This window comes from Raineyella sp. W15-4, from assembly GCF_033170155.1.
Classification (GTDB): domain Bacteria; phylum Actinomycetota; class Actinomycetes; order Propionibacteriales; family Propionibacteriaceae; genus Raineyella.
The window spans coordinates 2,289,737-2,305,550 of the sequence record NZ_CP137079.1 but is presented as its reverse complement, the minus strand read 5'-3'; the positions used below and the strand labels follow the sequence as shown (position 1 = coordinate 2,305,550).

12 protein-coding genes are annotated in these 15,814 nt (G+C 72.2%); 9 read left to right on the top strand and 3 right to left on the bottom strand.

Features of this window, described 5'->3' with window-relative positions:
- The first annotated feature begins 16 nt into the window (after positions 1–16).
- From R0145_RS10750 to holA, 6 genes are all read left to right on the top strand, one after another.
- Positions 17–1,126 carry a DUF4192 domain-containing protein gene (locus R0145_RS10750; RefSeq protein ID WP_317836829.1) on the top strand — a complete coding sequence of 370 codons (1,110 nt, stop codon included), beginning with the start codon at positions 17–19 and terminating at the stop codon, positions 1,124–1,126.
- Positions 1,127–1,147: 21 nt separating this feature from the next.
- Positions 1,148–3,607 carry a leucine--tRNA ligase gene (gene leuS, locus R0145_RS10745; RefSeq protein WP_317840219.1) on the top strand — a complete coding sequence of 820 codons (2,460 nt, stop codon included), beginning with the start codon at positions 1,148–1,150 and terminating at the stop codon, positions 3,605–3,607.
- An 82-nt stretch (positions 3,608–3,689) separates the two neighbouring features.
- Positions 3,690–4,460 carry a transcriptional regulator gene (locus R0145_RS10740; RefSeq protein ID WP_317836827.1) on the top strand — a complete coding sequence of 257 codons (771 nt, stop codon included), beginning with the start codon at positions 3,690–3,692 and terminating at the stop codon, positions 4,458–4,460.
- A 119-nt stretch (positions 4,461–4,579) separates the two neighbouring features.
- Positions 4,580–5,413: a helix-hairpin-helix domain-containing protein gene (locus tag R0145_RS10735; protein ID WP_317836826.1), complete on the top strand. Its 834-nt coding sequence runs from the start codon at positions 4,580–4,582 to the stop codon at positions 5,411–5,413.
- Positions 5,382–7,745 carry a ComEC/Rec2 family competence protein gene (locus R0145_RS10730; protein ID WP_317836825.1) on the top strand — a complete coding sequence of 788 codons (2,364 nt, stop codon included), beginning with the start codon at positions 5,382–5,384 and terminating at the stop codon, positions 7,743–7,745. Before R0145_RS10735 ends, R0145_RS10730 begins: the two co-directional genes overlap by 32 nt.
- Positions 7,746–7,809: 64 nt before the next feature.
- Complete coding sequence (gene holA, locus R0145_RS10725; RefSeq protein WP_317836823.1) at positions 7,810–8,805, top strand: DNA polymerase III subunit delta; 996 nt, start codon at positions 7,810–7,812, stop codon at positions 8,803–8,805.
- Here the strand turns inward: holA and R0145_RS10720 are convergent.
- Entirely contained in the window at positions 8,783–9,355 is a 573-nt protein-coding gene (locus R0145_RS10720; protein WP_317840218.1) for a rhomboid family intramembrane serine protease, read from the bottom strand. The genes holA and R0145_RS10720 overlap by 23 nt on opposite strands.
- 308 nt (positions 9,356–9,663) lie before the next feature.
- On the bottom strand, positions 9,664–9,927 hold the full coding sequence (rpsT, locus tag R0145_RS10715) for a 30S ribosomal protein S20 (protein ID WP_317836821.1): 264 nt from the start codon (positions 9,925–9,927) through the stop codon (positions 9,664–9,666).
- Positions 9,928–10,163: 236 nt separating this feature from the next.
- Between rpsT and lepA the strand changes: the two genes are divergently transcribed.
- From lepA to R0145_RS10700, 3 genes are all read left to right on the top strand, one after another.
- On the top strand, positions 10,164–12,008 hold the full coding sequence (lepA, locus tag R0145_RS10710; RefSeq protein WP_317836819.1) for a translation elongation factor 4: 1,845 nt from the start codon (positions 10,164–10,166) through the stop codon (positions 12,006–12,008).
- 198 nt (positions 12,009–12,206) lie between these two features.
- Complete coding sequence (locus R0145_RS10705) at positions 12,207–13,328, top strand: hypothetical protein (RefSeq protein WP_317836817.1); 1,122 nt, start codon at positions 12,207–12,209, stop codon at positions 13,326–13,328.
- A gap of 55 nt (positions 13,329–13,383) precedes the next feature.
- Positions 13,384–14,643 (top strand): glycosyltransferase, encoded by a 1,260-nt coding sequence (locus tag R0145_RS10700; protein ID WP_317836816.1) that lies wholly within the window; start codon positions 13,384–13,386, stop codon positions 14,641–14,643.
- A gap of 69 nt (positions 14,644–14,712) precedes the next feature.
- Here R0145_RS10700 and R0145_RS10695 read toward each other — a convergent pair whose 3' ends face one another.
- A complete protein-coding gene (locus R0145_RS10695) occupies positions 14,713–15,798 on the bottom strand; it encodes an inositol-3-phosphate synthase (protein ID WP_317836814.1) in 1,086 nt (361 codons plus the stop codon).
- Between the last annotated feature and the right edge of the window lie 16 nt (positions 15,799–15,814).

Sequence of the window (15,814 nt, the reverse complement as noted above, 5' to 3'; positions counted from 1 at the left end):
GGCCCACCCTCCGGGCATGGATCCCCACACCGATCCGGGCATCGACCCGCGCACCGCCTCCCCGACCGAGAACGACCTCGTCGTGCTGCGGCCCCACGGCCTGCAGGGCATGCTGGCGACCGTCCCCTACCTGCTCGGCTTCCACCCGCGCGACTCCCTCGTGGCGGTGCTCTTCGACGACCGCACGGTGGTGGTGACGCTGCGGCTGGACAGCGACGACCTGAGTGCCGATCCGGGCGGGGTCGAGGCGTTCCTGCGCCACCAGCTGGACCGGCTGGGCGCCACCGGGGTGCTGCTGATCGCTTACACCGACGAGCCGGCCCCGGACGTAGCCGAGGCCCTGGCCGGTCTGTCCCTCGGACTGGAGACCACCGCGCTCGTCGATCCGGCCGGGCCGGAGGTGCTGGACGCGATCCACGTCGCCTCCGGCCGGTACCGCTCGGTGACCTGTGGCGACGCGTCCTGCTGCCCTCCCGGTGGGTTCGACTATGCCGACGTCCTGTCCGACCCCGCGGCCGCAGAGGCCGTGGTGCACGGTCTGCCCGCCTGGTCCGACCGGGAGGACCTGCGCTCGATGGTCCTGCCCGCCGACGAGGACGAGGCGGACGACTTCCACGACGCGCTGGTCCGGGCGCTGCCCGGGGTCCGCCGGCTGGAGGGTCGGGAGGCAGCCGAGGAGATGGACCGGATGCTGACCAGGATCGAGACCACCGGGGCCGATCCGGATTCGGACGAGCTGGGCCGACTGGTGGCGCTCGCCGGCCGCCCGGAGGCTCGTGATGTCGCGACCCTGCGGATCGAGCGACGGACCGCCGGTCTGTGGTCGCGGGTGTGGGCGGCCGCGGCTCGCCGGAGCAGTGGCCTGGCGGCTGCGGCGCCGCTGGGACTGACCGGGGTCGCCGCCTGGGCGCGGGGGGACGGTGCGTTGGTCTGCATCTGCCTCGAGGAGGCCGAGAAGGTCTTCCCGGAACACGGTCTGGTCGCCCTGCTGCGCAACGTCGTGGAGCACGGCCTCCATCCCGACGAGTGGCATCGGATGCGAGGGCAGAGTCTGGCCCGGTTCGGCCCCCTGGGGCCCGCCTCAGCCGCTGACCGAGGGCGGGGTGAGGGGCAGGCCGTGGGCTAGAATCACCGGGTGCCTGAGGACATGACGACGTATGACGCGGTAGCCGCTCAGGAGCGCTGGCAGGCGTTCTGGGAGCAGGACGGGACCTTCGTGCCCCTCGACGACGGCACCCGGGAGCGACGCTACGTCCTCGACATGTTCCCCTACCCGTCGGGAGACCTCCACATGGGGCACGCCGAGGCCTTCGTGATGGGCGACGTCGTCGCCCGGTACTGGAAGCTGCGCGGCTACGACGTGATGCACCCGATCGGCTGGGACTCGTTCGGCCTGCCGGCGGAGAACGCCGCGATCAAGCGCAACGCCCATCCGGCCGAGTGGACCTATCGCAACATCGAGACCCAGGCCCGTTCCTTCAAACGCTACGGCCTGAGCCTCGACTGGAGCCGGCGCCTGCACACCTCCGACGCCGAGTACTACCGGTGGACCCAGTGGCTGTTCCTGCGCTTCTTCGAGCGCGGCCTGGCTTACCGCAAGGACTCGATGGTCAACTGGTGCCCCAACGACCAGACCGTGCTGGCCAACGAGCAGGTCGTGCAGGGTCACTGTGAACGCTGCGGCGCCGCCGTCACCAAGCGCAAGCTCAACCAGTGGTATTTCAAGATCACCGACTACGCCCAGCGGCTGCTGGACGACATGGCCCAGCTGGAGGGCCACTGGCCCGACCGGGTACTGGCGATGCAGCGCAATTGGATCGGCCGCTCGGAGGGTGCCTACGTCGACTTCACCGTCGAGGGCCACGAAGGGCCGGTGACCGTCTTCACCACCCGGCCCGACACGCTGTTCGGCGCGACCTTCTTCGTCGTCGCCCCCGAGTCCGAGCTGGCCGACCAGATCTGCGCCCCCGCGCAGCGCGCCGCCTTCGATGACTACCTCGAGGCGACCAAGCGGGTCTCCGACATCGAACGACAGTCCACCGAACGTCCCAAGACCGGTGTCTTCCTCGGCCGCTACGCCACCAACCCGGTCAACGACGAGAAGCTGCCGGTCTACGCGGCCGACTACGTGCTGGCCGACTACGGCACCGGTGCGGTGATGGCGGTGCCCGCCCACGACCAACGCGACCTCGACTTCGCCCGCACCTTCGGTGTCCCGGTCCGGATGGTCGTCGACACCGGCCAGCCCGACCCGGCCGAGACCGGCGTCGCCACCGCCGGCGACGGGACGTACGTCAACTCCGGCGATCTGGACGGCCTGGCCGACAAGGCCTCCGGCGTCGCGACGATGATCGACCGCCTCGAGGCCACCGGCCGCGGCCGGCGGGCGATCACCTACCGGCTGCGCGACTGGCTGCTCAGTCGACAGCGGTTCTGGGGAGCCCCGATCCCGATCGTGCACTGCCCGGCGTGCGGTGACGTCGCCGTGCCGGACGACCAGCTGCCCGTCGAGCTGCCGGACCTGCGCGGCGAGGACCTCGCCCCGAAGGGCACCTCTCCACTGGCCGGGCCCGCCGCGACTGCCTGGCGCGAGGTCGTCTGCCCGTCGTGTGGTGGCCCCGCCGAGCGGGACACCGACACGATGGACACCTTCGTCGACTCCTCGTGGTACTTCTTCCGCTACTGCTCCCCGGGCTTTGCCGACGGGCCGTTCGACACCGCCGACGTCGCCCGCTGGATGCCCGTCGACCAGTACGTCGGCGGGGTGGAGCACGCGACCCTGCACCTGCTCTACTCACGCTTCTTCACCAAGGTGCTGCACGACATGGGGCTGGTCACCTTCACCGAGCCGTTCCGCCGGCTGCTCAACCAGGGTCAGGTGATCAACGAGGGCAAGGCGATGTCGAAGTCCCTCGGCAACGGTGTCGACCTCGGCGAGCAGATCGACCGGTTCGGCGTGGACGCCATCCGACTCACCGTGGTCTTCGCCGGCCCGCCGGACGAGGACATCGACTGGGCCGACATGTCCCCGGCGAGCTCGCTGAAGTTCCTCCAGCGCGCCTACCGGCTCGCCACCGAGGTGACCTCGGCGCCCGGCACCGACCCGGCCGGCGGCGACAGCGCGCTGCGCCACGTCACCCACCGGACCGTTCACGATGTCACCCAGCTGCTCGACGACCAGCGGTTCAACGTCGTCGTCGCCCGGATCATGGAGCTGGTCAACGCCGCCCGCAAGGCCGTCGACGGCGCCGCCGGCCCGGCCGACCCGGCGGTCCGCGAGGCCGTCGAGTTCGTCACCGTGGCGCTGAGCACGATCGCCCCGTACGTCGCCGAAGAGATGTGGGAGGCCCTGGGTGGCGCCCCGTCCGTGGCCGACGCGACCTGGCCCACCGCCGATCCGGCGCTGCTGGTGGTCGACACCGTCACCTGCGTCGTCCAGATCCAGGGCAAGGTCCGCGCCAAGCTGCTGGTGGCACCGACCATCTCCGACAGCGAGCTGGAGGCGCTCGCCCTGGCCGACCCCGCCGTCCGACGGTCCCTGGACGGCCGGGGGATCCGCAAGGTCATCGTCCGGGCCCCGAAGCTGGTGAGCATCGTCCCGGCCTGACCCGCTGCGGGGCCGCGGACAGCCGCGGACACGTGCCTACCAAGGGCCGAGCAGGGCTGGACATGTTTTGTACGATGATCTTGTGACAAATTCCGGAGCGGCCGCCGGCGACAGCGCCGCGGTCGCCATGGGCCCGTTGCCCGCCGCGGTCGCGACGCCGCTGTCGAGCGCCCGCGCGGCGGTCCTCGCCCAGCTGGCCGAGGCGGACGGGCAGCCGCTGCGCGCCCAGCAGATCGCCAGGGCGCTCGGCCAGCACGTCAACACCACTCGCGAGCACCTGGAGGGCCTGGTCGCCGACAACCTCGCGGTGGCGACCACCGAGAAGCCCCGCGGCCGCGGCCGGCCGGCGACGCTCTACCGCTCGCTGCCGGGAAGCCCGATGTGGCCGATCGGGCGTCAGTACGCCGCCCTGGCCGATGTCCTGGTCGAGCAGGTGCTCGAATCGGTCGACAACCCGCAGCAGGCGGCCTTCCGCGCCGGACAGCGCTGGGGCCGCAAGCTGCTGGAGGGAGTGCCCGAGGACTCGACCCCGCAGGAGGCGGTGGACCGCCAGCTCGCCGAGGTCGGATTCGCGCCCGAGCGTACGGCGTCGGGGGAGTGGCACCTGCACCGCTGTCCGCTGCTGGCGGCCGCTCGCCGGCACCCCGAGGTCGTCTGCAACGTCCACCGAGGCGTCGTGGCCACCATGCTCGAGGGACTGGGGGAACCGTCCGAGGTGACCGTCTTCCCGTTCAGCGAGCCTGGTGCCTGCCGGATCACCGCCCTCCCGCAGCCGACCTTCGCACAGCCGACCCTGGTGGCCGGCGCACCGTCGCCGGAAGGCATCCCCGACGAAGGATCCGGGCCGGCCTGACCTCGTGCCGGCGCCCGGCTCCCGTCTTGGTCGTCCACAGGATCCGATGCTGTCGCGAGGACTGTCCACAGCGCCGGCTCCCGGGGTCCGCGACCGGCCGCCCGGCACCACACTCGGGCATGAGCCGACGACTTCCCGAACCGTCCGCCGAGGCGACCCGGCGCCGTCTGGCGGGCCTGCTGGACGCCTCCCCCGACGCCGCGTGGGAGGACACAGCTCCACCGGAACCCGAGCCCGCCCCGGTGGAGCCTCGCGGCCCCGCCATCGCGTGGCGCAGGGAGAGCGTGCTGGTCATCAGCGCGATCCTCCTGGTCGGGGTCCTGCTCGCCGGGTTTACCCTGCTGCGCTCCCGGCCGATCGCCGTGCCGGCCGACGCCGCTGCCGCGACCGCCTCAGCCGGCCTCGGTCTGCCCGCCGCACGGACACCGGAGGCCGGCGCCTCCGCGGCCTCGGCCCGCCCCTCCGCCACGCTCTCCATCGCGGCCCATGTCATCGGGGAGGTACACCGTCCCGGGCTGGTCGCCCTGCCGCCGGGCGCGCGGGTCGACGACGCCATCACCGCCGCGGGCGGGTTGACCTCGCGGGCCAACCCCGGCGACCTCAATCTCGCCCAGCCGTTGCAGGACGGCCAGCAGGTGGTCGTCGGCTCCACCGGAAAACCCGGCGGGGAGATCCGGGGGCCGGCGCCGGTGTCCGCGGCCGGGACATCGAACACCGGCACGGGCGGCTCCGGCCCCGGCGACGGAGCGACCCCCGCGGCCGGAAAGATCAACCTGAACACGGCCTCCGCCCAGCAGCTGGAGGAACTGCCCGGAGTGGGCCCGGCCACCGCCAAGAAGATCATCGCGTGGCGGGAGCAGAACGGTGGATTCCGCACCGTCGAGCAGCTGCAGGACGTCCAGGGGATCGGGCCGAAGACCTATGCCGACATCGCGCCGCGCGCCGGCGTCTGACCCCGATACTGCGGCCGACTCGGCCCCGGCCGGTGTCGTTCCCGCCGGCACCGATCTGCGGCTGGTCCCGACCGCTCTGGCCGGGTGGGCCGGCGGCTGGGTCGGCACCTCCGGGCAGCTCGGCTGGCAATTGGCCGGGGTGCTCGCCGCAGTGGTCCTGCTGGCCCTGGCCCGGGCCACCCGACGCTGGGCTCGGGTGCCTGCCGCGGCGGCCCTGCTGGGCTGCCTCCTGGTGGGCGGCCTGCATGGTCTTGCGGTCGGCACCGGTCCGGTCCGTACGCTCGCCACGACCCACGCCAGCGCTGACCTGCAGCTCGTCCTGCTGCACGACCCGGTTCGGGTGGCCGCGCCCGCTCAGCCCGACGGGGCCGACGGCCGGGCCGGACGGACCTGGGTGCGGGCCCGTGTCGTCACCGTCCACACCCACGAGGGTGCCCTGCGGGTCCGGGCACCGGTCCTGGTGACCATCCCGGCCGATCAGGCGTCGGGGTGGCAGGACGCGGTCGCCGGCAGCACCCTGGCGGTCCGGGGCAGCCTGACCGTCCCTGCGCCGGGATCAGACCTGGCGGCGATGGTCCGGGCGAGCGGGCCACCGACCCTGCTGGCGACTCCCTCCTGGGACCAGCGGGCCGTCCGCCGGGTCCATGATGGGCTGCGAGCGGCCGTCGCGGACCGCGATCCGCGCGCCCGGGCGCTGGTGCCGGCCCTGGTGGTCGGCGACACCGGACTGGTCGACGAGACGATGGAGACCGAGTTCCGGGATGCGGGCCTGCTGCACGTCATGGCGGTGTCGGGCAGCAACCTCACCCTTCTGCTCGCCTTCCTGCTCACCGGCGCGAAACTCCTCGGCCTGCGCGGCCGCCTGCTCCACGGCGTCACCGCGGCCGGTGTGGTGGTGTTCATCGCGTTGTGCCGGACCGAGCCGAGCGTGCTCCGGGCTGCCGCGATGGGCACCGTCGCCCTCTCCGCGCTGATGGCCGGCGCCGCGGACGGACCTCGCCGCGGCCTCCGGTCCCTGTCAGTGGCGGTCCTCGGCCTGCTGGTGGTGGACCCGTGGCTGTCCCGGTCCGCCGGCTTTGTGCTGTCGAGCGCCGCCACCGCGGGGATCGTGCTCTGGGCGACGCCGTGGGCCGACCGGATGGCCCGGTGGGCGCCCCGCTGGCTGGCCGAGGCGGTGTGCGTCCCGCTCGCCGCCCAACTGGCCACCGGCCCCTTCGCTGTCCCGTTGTCGGGGTCGGTGAGTGCGGTCGGGCTGCTGGCCAACATGGCGGTCGGGCCACTCGTGGGGCCGGCCACGGTGGCCGGGTTCGCCGCGGCCGGACTGGGGGTGGTCTGGCCCCAGGCGGCGACCGTCGTCGCCTGGCCGGCGGCGCTGGCGGCACGGGCCATCGCGGCGGTCGCGGCCACCGCCGCGGGGGCCCCGGGCGCGACGCTGTGGTGGCCGCCGGGGATGGTGGGAGTGCTGCTGCTCGGGGCCGCCAGTGCCGTAGCGGTGATCGCGGCCCCGGTCTGTCTGTCCCGCTGGTGGGCAGCGGTGCTGTTGTCGGTGCTGCTGCTCGTCGTCGTGCTGCGTGGTCCGGCGCGGCCGGGCTGGCCGCCGCCCGATTGGTCCCTGGCGGTCTGCGATGTCGGCCAGGGCAATGCCATCGTCCTGGCCTCCGGCCCCGGCGAGGCGGTTCTCGTCGACACCGGGGGCGACGGGCCGGCCGTCCTTGGCTGTCTGCGCCAACTCGGTGTGCAGCGGCTCTCCCTGTTGGTGCTCAGCCACCTGCACGCCGACCACGCCGGCGCGCTGCCGCAGGTCCTTGCCCAGCTGCCGGTGACCGCCGTGGTCACGGCCCCCGGACAGTACCCGCGCACCGGGACGGTCCCGCACCTGGCGTCTTCGGCCGGCGACGTCGTCCGGGTCGGCACGGTGACGTGGGAGTCCCTCGCCCCACCGCCCGGGCGGCCGCCGCCGGCCGATCCGGCCGACGAGAACGACGGCAGCCTGGTCGGGCGGGCCAGCATCGGCGGGCTGAGCGTGCTGCTCCCCGGCGACCTGCAGGCCGCCGGCCAGGACCGGCTGCTGTGGTCGGGCGTTGACGTGCGGGCCACCGTCCTCGTCGTCCCGCACCACGGCTCCCGCGACCAGTCGCGGGAGTTCCTCCGGGCCACCGGGGCCCGGCTCGCCCTGGTGAGTGTCGGCCGGGACAACTCCTACGGCCATCCGCACCGCCAGACCCTGGACACCCTCACCGGTCTGGGCATGGGGATCGTCCGCACCGACCAGGGCGGCCACATCGCGGTCAGCTGCCACGACGATCGGTGCCGCGCGGTCCCCGTCCACTGAAGTCCCGCCGGCACTGAAGTCCCGCCGGGGTGCGACTGTCGGTGCAGGCTGGGATAGTGGACGGGTGGCCACCACCAGACAACTGCACGTCGACGACCTGGGCTCCCCGTACGGCAAGGTCGTGCTGGTCCAGGGCCCGGAGGAACTGCTCGCGGATCGTACGGTCGAGCAGGTCCTCGCCGCCTGCCGGGCGGAGGATCCGGGCGTGGAGGTGGCCCGCACCAGCGCCACCGGCCTCGGCGGCGGTGACCTGACCCAGATGACTTCCGGGTCACTGTTCGCGGCCCGGTCCGCCGTCGTGGTGGACGACCTGGCCGACGCCTCGGAATCGTTGGCCCAGGCACTGCTGGCAGCCGCCGCCCGGCCGTCCCCCGATATCGCCTTGGTGCTCGTCCACCGCGGCGGCAACAAGGGCAAGGGACTGATCGACAAGTTGAAGAAGGCGAAGGTGGCGCACTTCCCGGTGACGCCGCTCAAGCCGAAGGAACTGGTCGGGTTCGTCGAGCACGAGGCCCGGCGCCGGGGCGCCCGGCTCGATCCGCCGGTGGCCCAGCAGCTCGTCGACGCGGTCGGCACCGACCTGCGCTCGCTGGCCGGCGCCGTCGACCAGCTCGCCCAGGACGCCGAGGACGGCCTGATCCGTGAGGACCTGGTCCGCCGCTTCTTCCAGGGCCGGGCCGAGGTCAAAGGATTCTCGATCGCCGACGCGGCCCTGGCCGGGCGCACCACCCGGGCCCTGGAGGAGCTCCGCTGGGCGCTGGCCTCCGGCACCGCGCCGGTGCTCATCACCAGCGCGATGGCGTCGGGGGTCCGCGGGTTGGGGCTGCTCAGCGGCGTCCGCGGCCGCGGCAACGACAACGAGATCGCCGCCGACATCGGCGTGCCCCCGTGGAAGCTGCGGACGATGCGCCAGCAACTGCAACGCTGGGACCAGCGGCGGCTGGCCCGCGCGGTCCGGCTCGTCGCCCGCGCCGACGCCGACGTCAAGGGCGCCGCCGACGATGCGGCGTACGCCCTGGAGACGATGGTGCTGCAGGTCAGCCGACTCGCCGGGCGGTGATCTCGCGGTCCGATCGCCCACCGACACCGGGCGTGGCGCGCCGACCGATCACCGCCGCGGCGAGGACCCCGCCGACGACGCCACCCAGGTGCGCCTGCCAGGAGACCCCGGAGTCGGTCGGCAGCACCCCCCAGATCATCCCGCCGTACACCGCGACGAGACCCACCGCGATAAGGATCTGGCGCCAGTCCCGGGTCCACAGGCCGCGGAGCACCAGGTAGGCGAACCAGCCGAAGATCAGCCCGCTCGCCCCGGCGACGTACGCCCCGGCAGGAGTGAAGGCCCAGGCGAAGAGCCCGGACACGATCACGATGAGCAGGGTCGACACCACCCACTGGACCCGGCCGGAGAGGTAGACCAGCCAGCCGAGGACGAAGAACGGGACGGTGTTGGAGATCAGGTGCTGCCAGCCGAAGTGCAGCAGCGGAGCAGTGAAGATGAACAGCAGACCCTGCGGGTCCCGGGCGTGGATGGCGAAGTTGTCCAGGAAGTTGCCGCTGACCATGTCGACCGCCTCCAGCAGCCACAACAACGCCACCCAGCCGACCATGAACCTGGTCGCCGCCCCCGCAGTGACGGGTCGCCGGACGACGGTCGTCGTGGTACGAGGGACGGGTCGCTGACCACCGGACATACTCATGGCCTCCAGTCTGCCAACCGGGGGCAATGGGGGACATCCCGGAGGACGACGAACTCGGAGGATGACGAACAGCGCCCCGACCTCCGAGGATCGGGACGCTGCGGTGCCCACGCCGCTCTGGTCGAGCTGTCCACCGTCCGGCCGGAAACCGGCTCGCCGAGGAGAACCGGCGGTTACCGGTCCGGGAACGACGGCCTCGGACCAGGAAGGGCGGCGGATCAGGCCAGCGAAGCGGCCTTCTTGGCGATCGACGACTTGCGGTTCGCCGCCTGGTTCTTGTGAATGACACCCTTGGTCACGGCCTTGTCCAGCTGGCGGAGGGCGACACGAGCGGCCTGCTGGGCCTTCTCGGTCTCGCCGGCCTCGACAGCCTCGGCGAAGCGACGGGTGTAGGTGCGCAGGGCGGACTTGACCGCCTTGTTGCGCTGACGAGCCTTCTCGTTCGTCTTGATGCGCTTCTGCTGGGACTTGATGTTTGCCACGGGGCAGGCCTCTGTACTCTCGGACGTTAGGGATCTGGCTGGCGCGCGTCCCACTGCCGGAACACAACGCAAGCAAGTACCTTACCAGTCGCCCCGGAAACCGCCAAAAAGGCGCCGGTGGGGCAGGCCTCGGGCCACCACGCGGTTCCGAGGCCGCGGGAGGATCCCGCGGCCTCGCCGCCGTGAGAGACTGGGGGTCGCCCCGTACGCCCTCGACCAGGAGAGTCCATCCCACCGTGACTGACAGTGTTCTCGAGCCCGGCCGGACCGACCCGTCCCTGCTGCGCAACTTCTCCATCATCGCGCACATCGACCACGGCAAGTCCACCCTCGCCGACCGGATGCTGCAGCTGACGAAGCTCGTGGACGACCGCAGCATGCGGGCCCAGTACCTCGACCGGATGGACATCGAGCGCGAGCGCGGCATCACCATCAAGTCCCAGGCCGTCCGGCTGCCGTGGACCGTCGACGGCCAGATGTACGCGCTCAACATGATCGACACCCCCGGCCACGTCGACTTCACCTACGAGGTGTCCCGGTCACTGGAGGCCTGCGAGGGGGCGCTGCTGCTCGTCGACGCCGCGCAGGGGATCGAGGCGCAGACCCTGGCGAACCTCTACCTGGCGCTCAACGCCGACCTGGAGATCATCCCGGTCCTCAACAAGATCGACCTGCCCGGTGCCGAGCCGGACAAGCACGCCGAGGAGCTCGCCGGCATCATCGGCTGCGACCCCGACGACGTGTTGCGGGTCTCGGCCAAGACCGGCGTGGGTGTCCCGGCGCTGCTGGACCGGATCGTCGAGCGGGTCCCCGCGCCCACCGGGGTCGCCGCCGCCCCCGCCCGGGCGCTGATCTTCGACTCCGTCTACGACGTCTACCGCGGTGTCGTGACGTACGTCCGGGTCGTCGACGGGGCGCTGCGGTCGCGGGAGAAGATCGCGATGATGTCGACCGGCGCCACCCACGAACTCCTCGAGATCGGCGTCATCGCCCCCGAACCGACCAAGGGCGACGCCCTCGGCGTCGGCGAGGTCGGCTACCTGATCACCGGAGTGAAGGACGTCCGGCAGTCCCGGGTCGGCGACACCGTGACCTCGGCCACCAAGCCGGCCACCGAGCCGCTGTCGGGCTACCAGCACCCCAACCCGATGGTCTACTCCGGCCTCTACCCGATCGACGCCTCCGACTACCCCGAGCTGCGCGAGGCGCTGGACAAGCTGCAGCTCAACGATGCGGCGCTGGTCTACGAGCCGGAGACCTCCACCGCCCTCGGTTTCGGGTTCCGGGTCGGCTTCCTCGGCCTGCTGCACATGGAGATCGTCCGTGAACGTCTGGAGCGCGAGTTCGGCCTCGACCTGATCTCCACCGCCCCGAACGTCGTCTACCGGGTGGAGATGGAGAACGGCGAGCAGCGTACGGTCACCAATCCGTCGGAGTACCCGACCGACGGCAAGATCGCCGCCGTGCACGAGCCGGTGGTCGAGGCGACCATCCTCGCGCCCGCCGAGTACATCGGCACCATCCTCGAGCTGTGTCAGACCAAGCGCGGCGTGCAGCAGGGCATGGACTACCTGTCGTCGGACCGGGTGGAGATCCGCTACACCCTGCCGCTGGCCGAGATCGTCTTCGACTTCTTCGACCAGTTGAAGTCGCGGACCAAGGGCTACGCCTCACTCGACTACCACGAGTCGGGGGAGCAGCAGGCCGACCTGGTCAAGGTCGACATCCTCCTCCAGGGCGAGCCGGTCGACGCGTTCTCCGCGATCGTGCACCGCGACAACGCCTACTCGTACGGCACGATGATGGCGTCGAAGCTCAAGGAACTCATCCCTCGCCAGCAGTTCGAGGTGCCGATCCAGGCCGCCATCGGCGCCCGGGTGATCGCCCGCGAGACGATCCGGGCGATGCGCAAGGACGTCCTCGCCAAGTGCTACGGCGGCGACATCAGCCGCAAGCGCAAGCTGCTGGAGAAGCAGAAGGAAGGCAAGAAGCGGATGAAGACCATCGGTCGGGTGGAGGTGCCGCAGGAGGCCTTCGTGGCGGCGCTGTCGACCACCGAGGCGGAGAAGAAGGACAAGTAGCCGCCGGCGCGCCGCACGTCGAAGCCGGCACTGAACGTCGTTGGAGCCGGCTGAACGTCGTGCCGCAGGGCTTCGCTCGCTGGAGCGGTCGTGGCATGGTGGAGGTACGGGGGCCAACGGCGGTCCGGACTTTCAGGAACCAGCCGCGTCGCTGACGGCGCGGGGCAGAGCGACACGGAGTGCATCATTTCCACCAGGATGACCGGCCGAGGCAGTGACATCAGCAACGACTCCACGACCACCGGCGCTGTCGGCGGCGTCGGCCAGGGTGCTGACGGCGGGATCCCGGCGCCGGCGCCGTTCGGTGCCGCCCCCGCGTCGCCCGTCCTCGGTGCCGCGACCCGCCCGGTCGACACCGCCGGACAGGCACCGGAGACGGCCGTACGCCCGGCGATCCGGGTGACCCCGGGACTGGACATCACCCCCGAGCCGCCCGAACTTTCCCCGGCCCCGTCGGAGCCGGTGCTGACCGCCGGCCCGGGATCCCCCCGGCCCGCCGGCGTGGCCGGCAAGGACAAGGGGGGTTCCGGCTGGAACCATCCCAAGGTGACCAGCATCGTCGCCGGCGCCGGGGCGGCCGCCACGTCCACCCTGATCGGCGGTCACCTCGGGGCGGTCGGGACCGTGATCGGCGCGGCCCTGGCCAGCATCATCACCACCCTGGCCCTCAACATCTACGAGAACACCCTGCGCAGCGGCACCCACCGGTTGCGGCGGGTCTGGCGGCGGCACCACGACGACCTGCCGGAGTCCGCGGAGGACACTGCCGACGCCGCGACCACCGACAGCACCCGGCCCGCCCCCGGCGGCGGCCGGCTGCCGATCAGGATCAGCCGCCGGATGGTCCTTGTCACCGGGCTGACGGCTCTCGCCGCGACCGCGCTCGGGCTGGGCCTGATGGTCGGACTGGAGCACGGCTCGGCGACCCCGATCACCCCCGGCACCAGTCAGCTGGCCGGCACCGGCAAGGCTGCCCGGACCAGCACCGACACCTCGACCACCGGTCAGGACCGGCAGGGCGACTCGACCGGCACCACCGGCACCGGGTCCGGGACAGACGGGGCCGCCTCGACGAAGGCGACACCGTCCACGGTCGCCACCCCCGCCCAGCCCTCGGCGAGCAGTGGCGCCCGGTCCGGTGCCGGGTCGTCGTCCAGCACAGGGACCGGCGGCACCAGCGGTTCCGGGAGCACCGGGTCGGGGACCAGTGGTTCGGGCACCTCCGGCACCGACGGGACCTCCGGCACCGGTACCGGCAGCGGCAGCGGTACCGGGGGCAGCACCGGTTCCGGCAGCACCGGGTCCGGGACCACTGGCTAGCACGCGTCCGGTCGTTCCACCGCCCCGCCGCCGACCGCGGGATAGCATGGCGACCATGCCCGGCCAGCCTCGACATGTGCACATGCTCTCGATGCACACCTCGCCGCTGGCCCAACCGGGGGTCGGGGACGCCGGCGGGATGAACGTGTACGTCGCCCACCTCGCCGCGAAGCTGGCGGAGCATGGCATCCCGGTGACCCTGTGGGCCGCCCGTCTGCACGAGAGCGAGCCGCCCCGGCGCCGGCTCGCGGAGCGCCTCGAGGTGCGCCATGTCGCGCTGCCCGGGACCTCCCACCTCGACAAGACCCAGCTCCGTCACCACGTCGGCGCGTTCGCCGACGCGGTCGTCGCGGGCGCCGGCGACGGCCCGGGACAGGTCGTGCACGCCCACTACTGGCTGTCGGCGATGGCCGGGGTCGAGGTGGCCGATCGGCTGGCGGCGCCGCTGGTGACCAGCCTGCACACCAGCGCCCTGGTGAAGAACCTGCATGCCTCGGCGGGCGAGGCCCCCGAACCGGACGTCCGCATCGCCGGGGAGCGGGTCGTCGTCAGCGCCTCCGACGCCCTGGTGGTCAACACCCCCACCGAGGCCCGTCAGTTGCACGAGCTCTACGGTGCGCCCGCCGATCGGCTGCACGTGATCACCCCGGGCATCGACCCGCACATCCACCATCCGCCACGCCACGACCGCCGCGATATCCGCCCCGGTGGCGTGATGCCGAGCGGTGCCCCGGTGGAGATCCTGATGGCCGCCCGACTGCAGCCGCTGAAGGGTCCCGATCTGTTGATCGAGGCGATGCGGCTGCTCGCCCCCGACCGACTCCCGGTGCACCTGACGATCGTCGGCGACGGCGACCCGGACTATCTGGCCCGGCTGCGGGCCATGGTTGCCCACCACGGCCTGGGGGCGTCGATCGGCTTCCTGCCCGCGGTGCCCGGGCCGGTGTTGGCGGACCGGATGCGGGCCGCGGACATCGTCGCCGTTCCCTCGTCCTCGGAGACCTTCGGCCTGGTCGCCCTGGAGGCCCAGGCCTGCGCCACCCCGGTCGTCGCCAGCCGCATCGACGGGCTCGCCGACGCCGTCCGGGACCGCCGCACCGGGGTGCTGGTCGCGGACCGTACGCCACGGGCCTGGGCTGACGCGTTGCGCGCCCTGGTCGTCGACCCGGTCCGCCGCCGCGCCCTCGGCCGGGCCGGGGCCCTCCGGGCGGCGGGGATGACCTGGGCGGTCACCGCCGACCGGGTCGCCGCGGTCTACTCCTCGGTCCTCCGCCACGGTCGCCGCGCCCCGGCCTGCGCCGCCACCTGCTGCTGACGCGCGCTGCGGTCGACACACCACGGCGGCCACCCGGGACTCCGGATGACCGCCGTGTCCCGCCGTGGATCAGCGCTCGCGCTCGCCGCGGATGAACGCCTCCAGATCCGCCCGGGCGATGTCGTCGGGACGCTGCTCCGGCGGAGACTTCATCAGGTAGCTGGCGGCCGAGGTCAGCGGGCCGCCGATGCCGCGGTCGAGGCCGATCTTCGCGGCCCGGATGGCGTCGATGATCACCCCGGCGGAGTTGGGGGAGTCCCACACCTCGAGCTTGTACTCCAGGCTGATCGGCGCGTTGCCGAAGCCGTGCCCCTCGAGCCGGACGAAGGCGAACTTGCGGTCGTCCAGCCAGCCGACGTAGTCGGACGGGCCGATGTGGATGTCCTTCTCGGCGAACTCGTGCGTGACGTTCGAGGTGACCGCCTGGGTCTTGGAGATCTTCTTGGACTCCAGCCGGTCGCGTTCCAGCATGTTCTTGAAGTCCATGTTGCCGCCGACGTTCAGCTGGTAGGTCCGGTCGACGGTGTAGCCGCGCTCCTCGAAGAGGTGGGCGAGCACCCGGTGTGTGATGGTGGCGCCGACCTGGGACTTGACGTCGTCGCCGATGATCGGCAGTCCGGCGTCGGCGAACTTCTGCGCCCACTCCGGGGTGCCGGCGATGAACACCGGCAGCGCGTTGACGAGGGCACAACCGGCGTCGAGGGCGCACTGGGCGTAGAAGCGGTCGGCCTCCTCGGAGCCGACCGGCAGGTACGAGACCACGACATCGACCTCGGCGGCCTTCAGGGCGCCGACGACATCGACCGGCTCGGTGGCGGACTCGGTGATGGTCTCGCGGTAGTACTTGCCGAGACCGTCGAGGGTGTGGCCGCGCTGGACGGTGACGCCGGTGGGCGGCACCTCGCTGAACGTCATGGTGTTGTTCTGGCCGGCCTTGATCGCGTCGGCGAGGTCGAGACCGACCTTCTCCGCGTCGACGTCGAAGGCGGCGACGACGTGCACGTCGTTGACGTGGTAGTCGCCGAACTCCACGTGCATGAGGCCGGGGACGGTGTCGCTCGGATCGGCGTCTCGGTAGAAGTGCACGCCCTGGACCAGGGACGAGGCGCAGTTACCGACGCCGACGATGGCGACACGGATCGGGTGATCGGACACGTTTCTCCTTGCAGTG

Excerpts from the sequence above, each read along its gene's own strand:
- R0145_RS10700 (WP_317836816.1), top strand. The coding sequence starts at position 13,384 with ATGCCCGGCCAGCCTCGACATGTGCACATGCTCTCGATGCACACCTCG.
- R0145_RS10720 (WP_317840218.1), bottom strand. The coding sequence starts at position 9,355 with ATGGTCGGCTGGGTGGCGTTGTTGTGGCTGCTGGAGGCGGTCGACATG.
- R0145_RS10730 (WP_317836825.1), top strand. The coding sequence starts at position 5,382 with ATGCCGACATCGCGCCGCGCGCCGGCGTCTGACCCCGATACTGCGGCC.
- R0145_RS10705 (WP_317836817.1), top strand. The coding sequence starts at position 12,207 with ATGACCGGCCGAGGCAGTGACATCAGCAACGACTCCACGACCACCGGC.
- R0145_RS10750 (WP_317836829.1), top strand. The coding sequence starts at position 17 with ATGGATCCCCACACCGATCCGGGCATCGACCCGCGCACCGCCTCCCCG.
- R0145_RS10735 (WP_317836826.1), top strand. The coding sequence starts at position 4,580 with ATGAGCCGACGACTTCCCGAACCGTCCGCCGAGGCGACCCGGCGCCGT.
- leuS (WP_317840219.1), top strand. The coding sequence starts at position 1,148 with ATGACGACGTATGACGCGGTAGCCGCTCAGGAGCGCTGGCAGGCGTTC.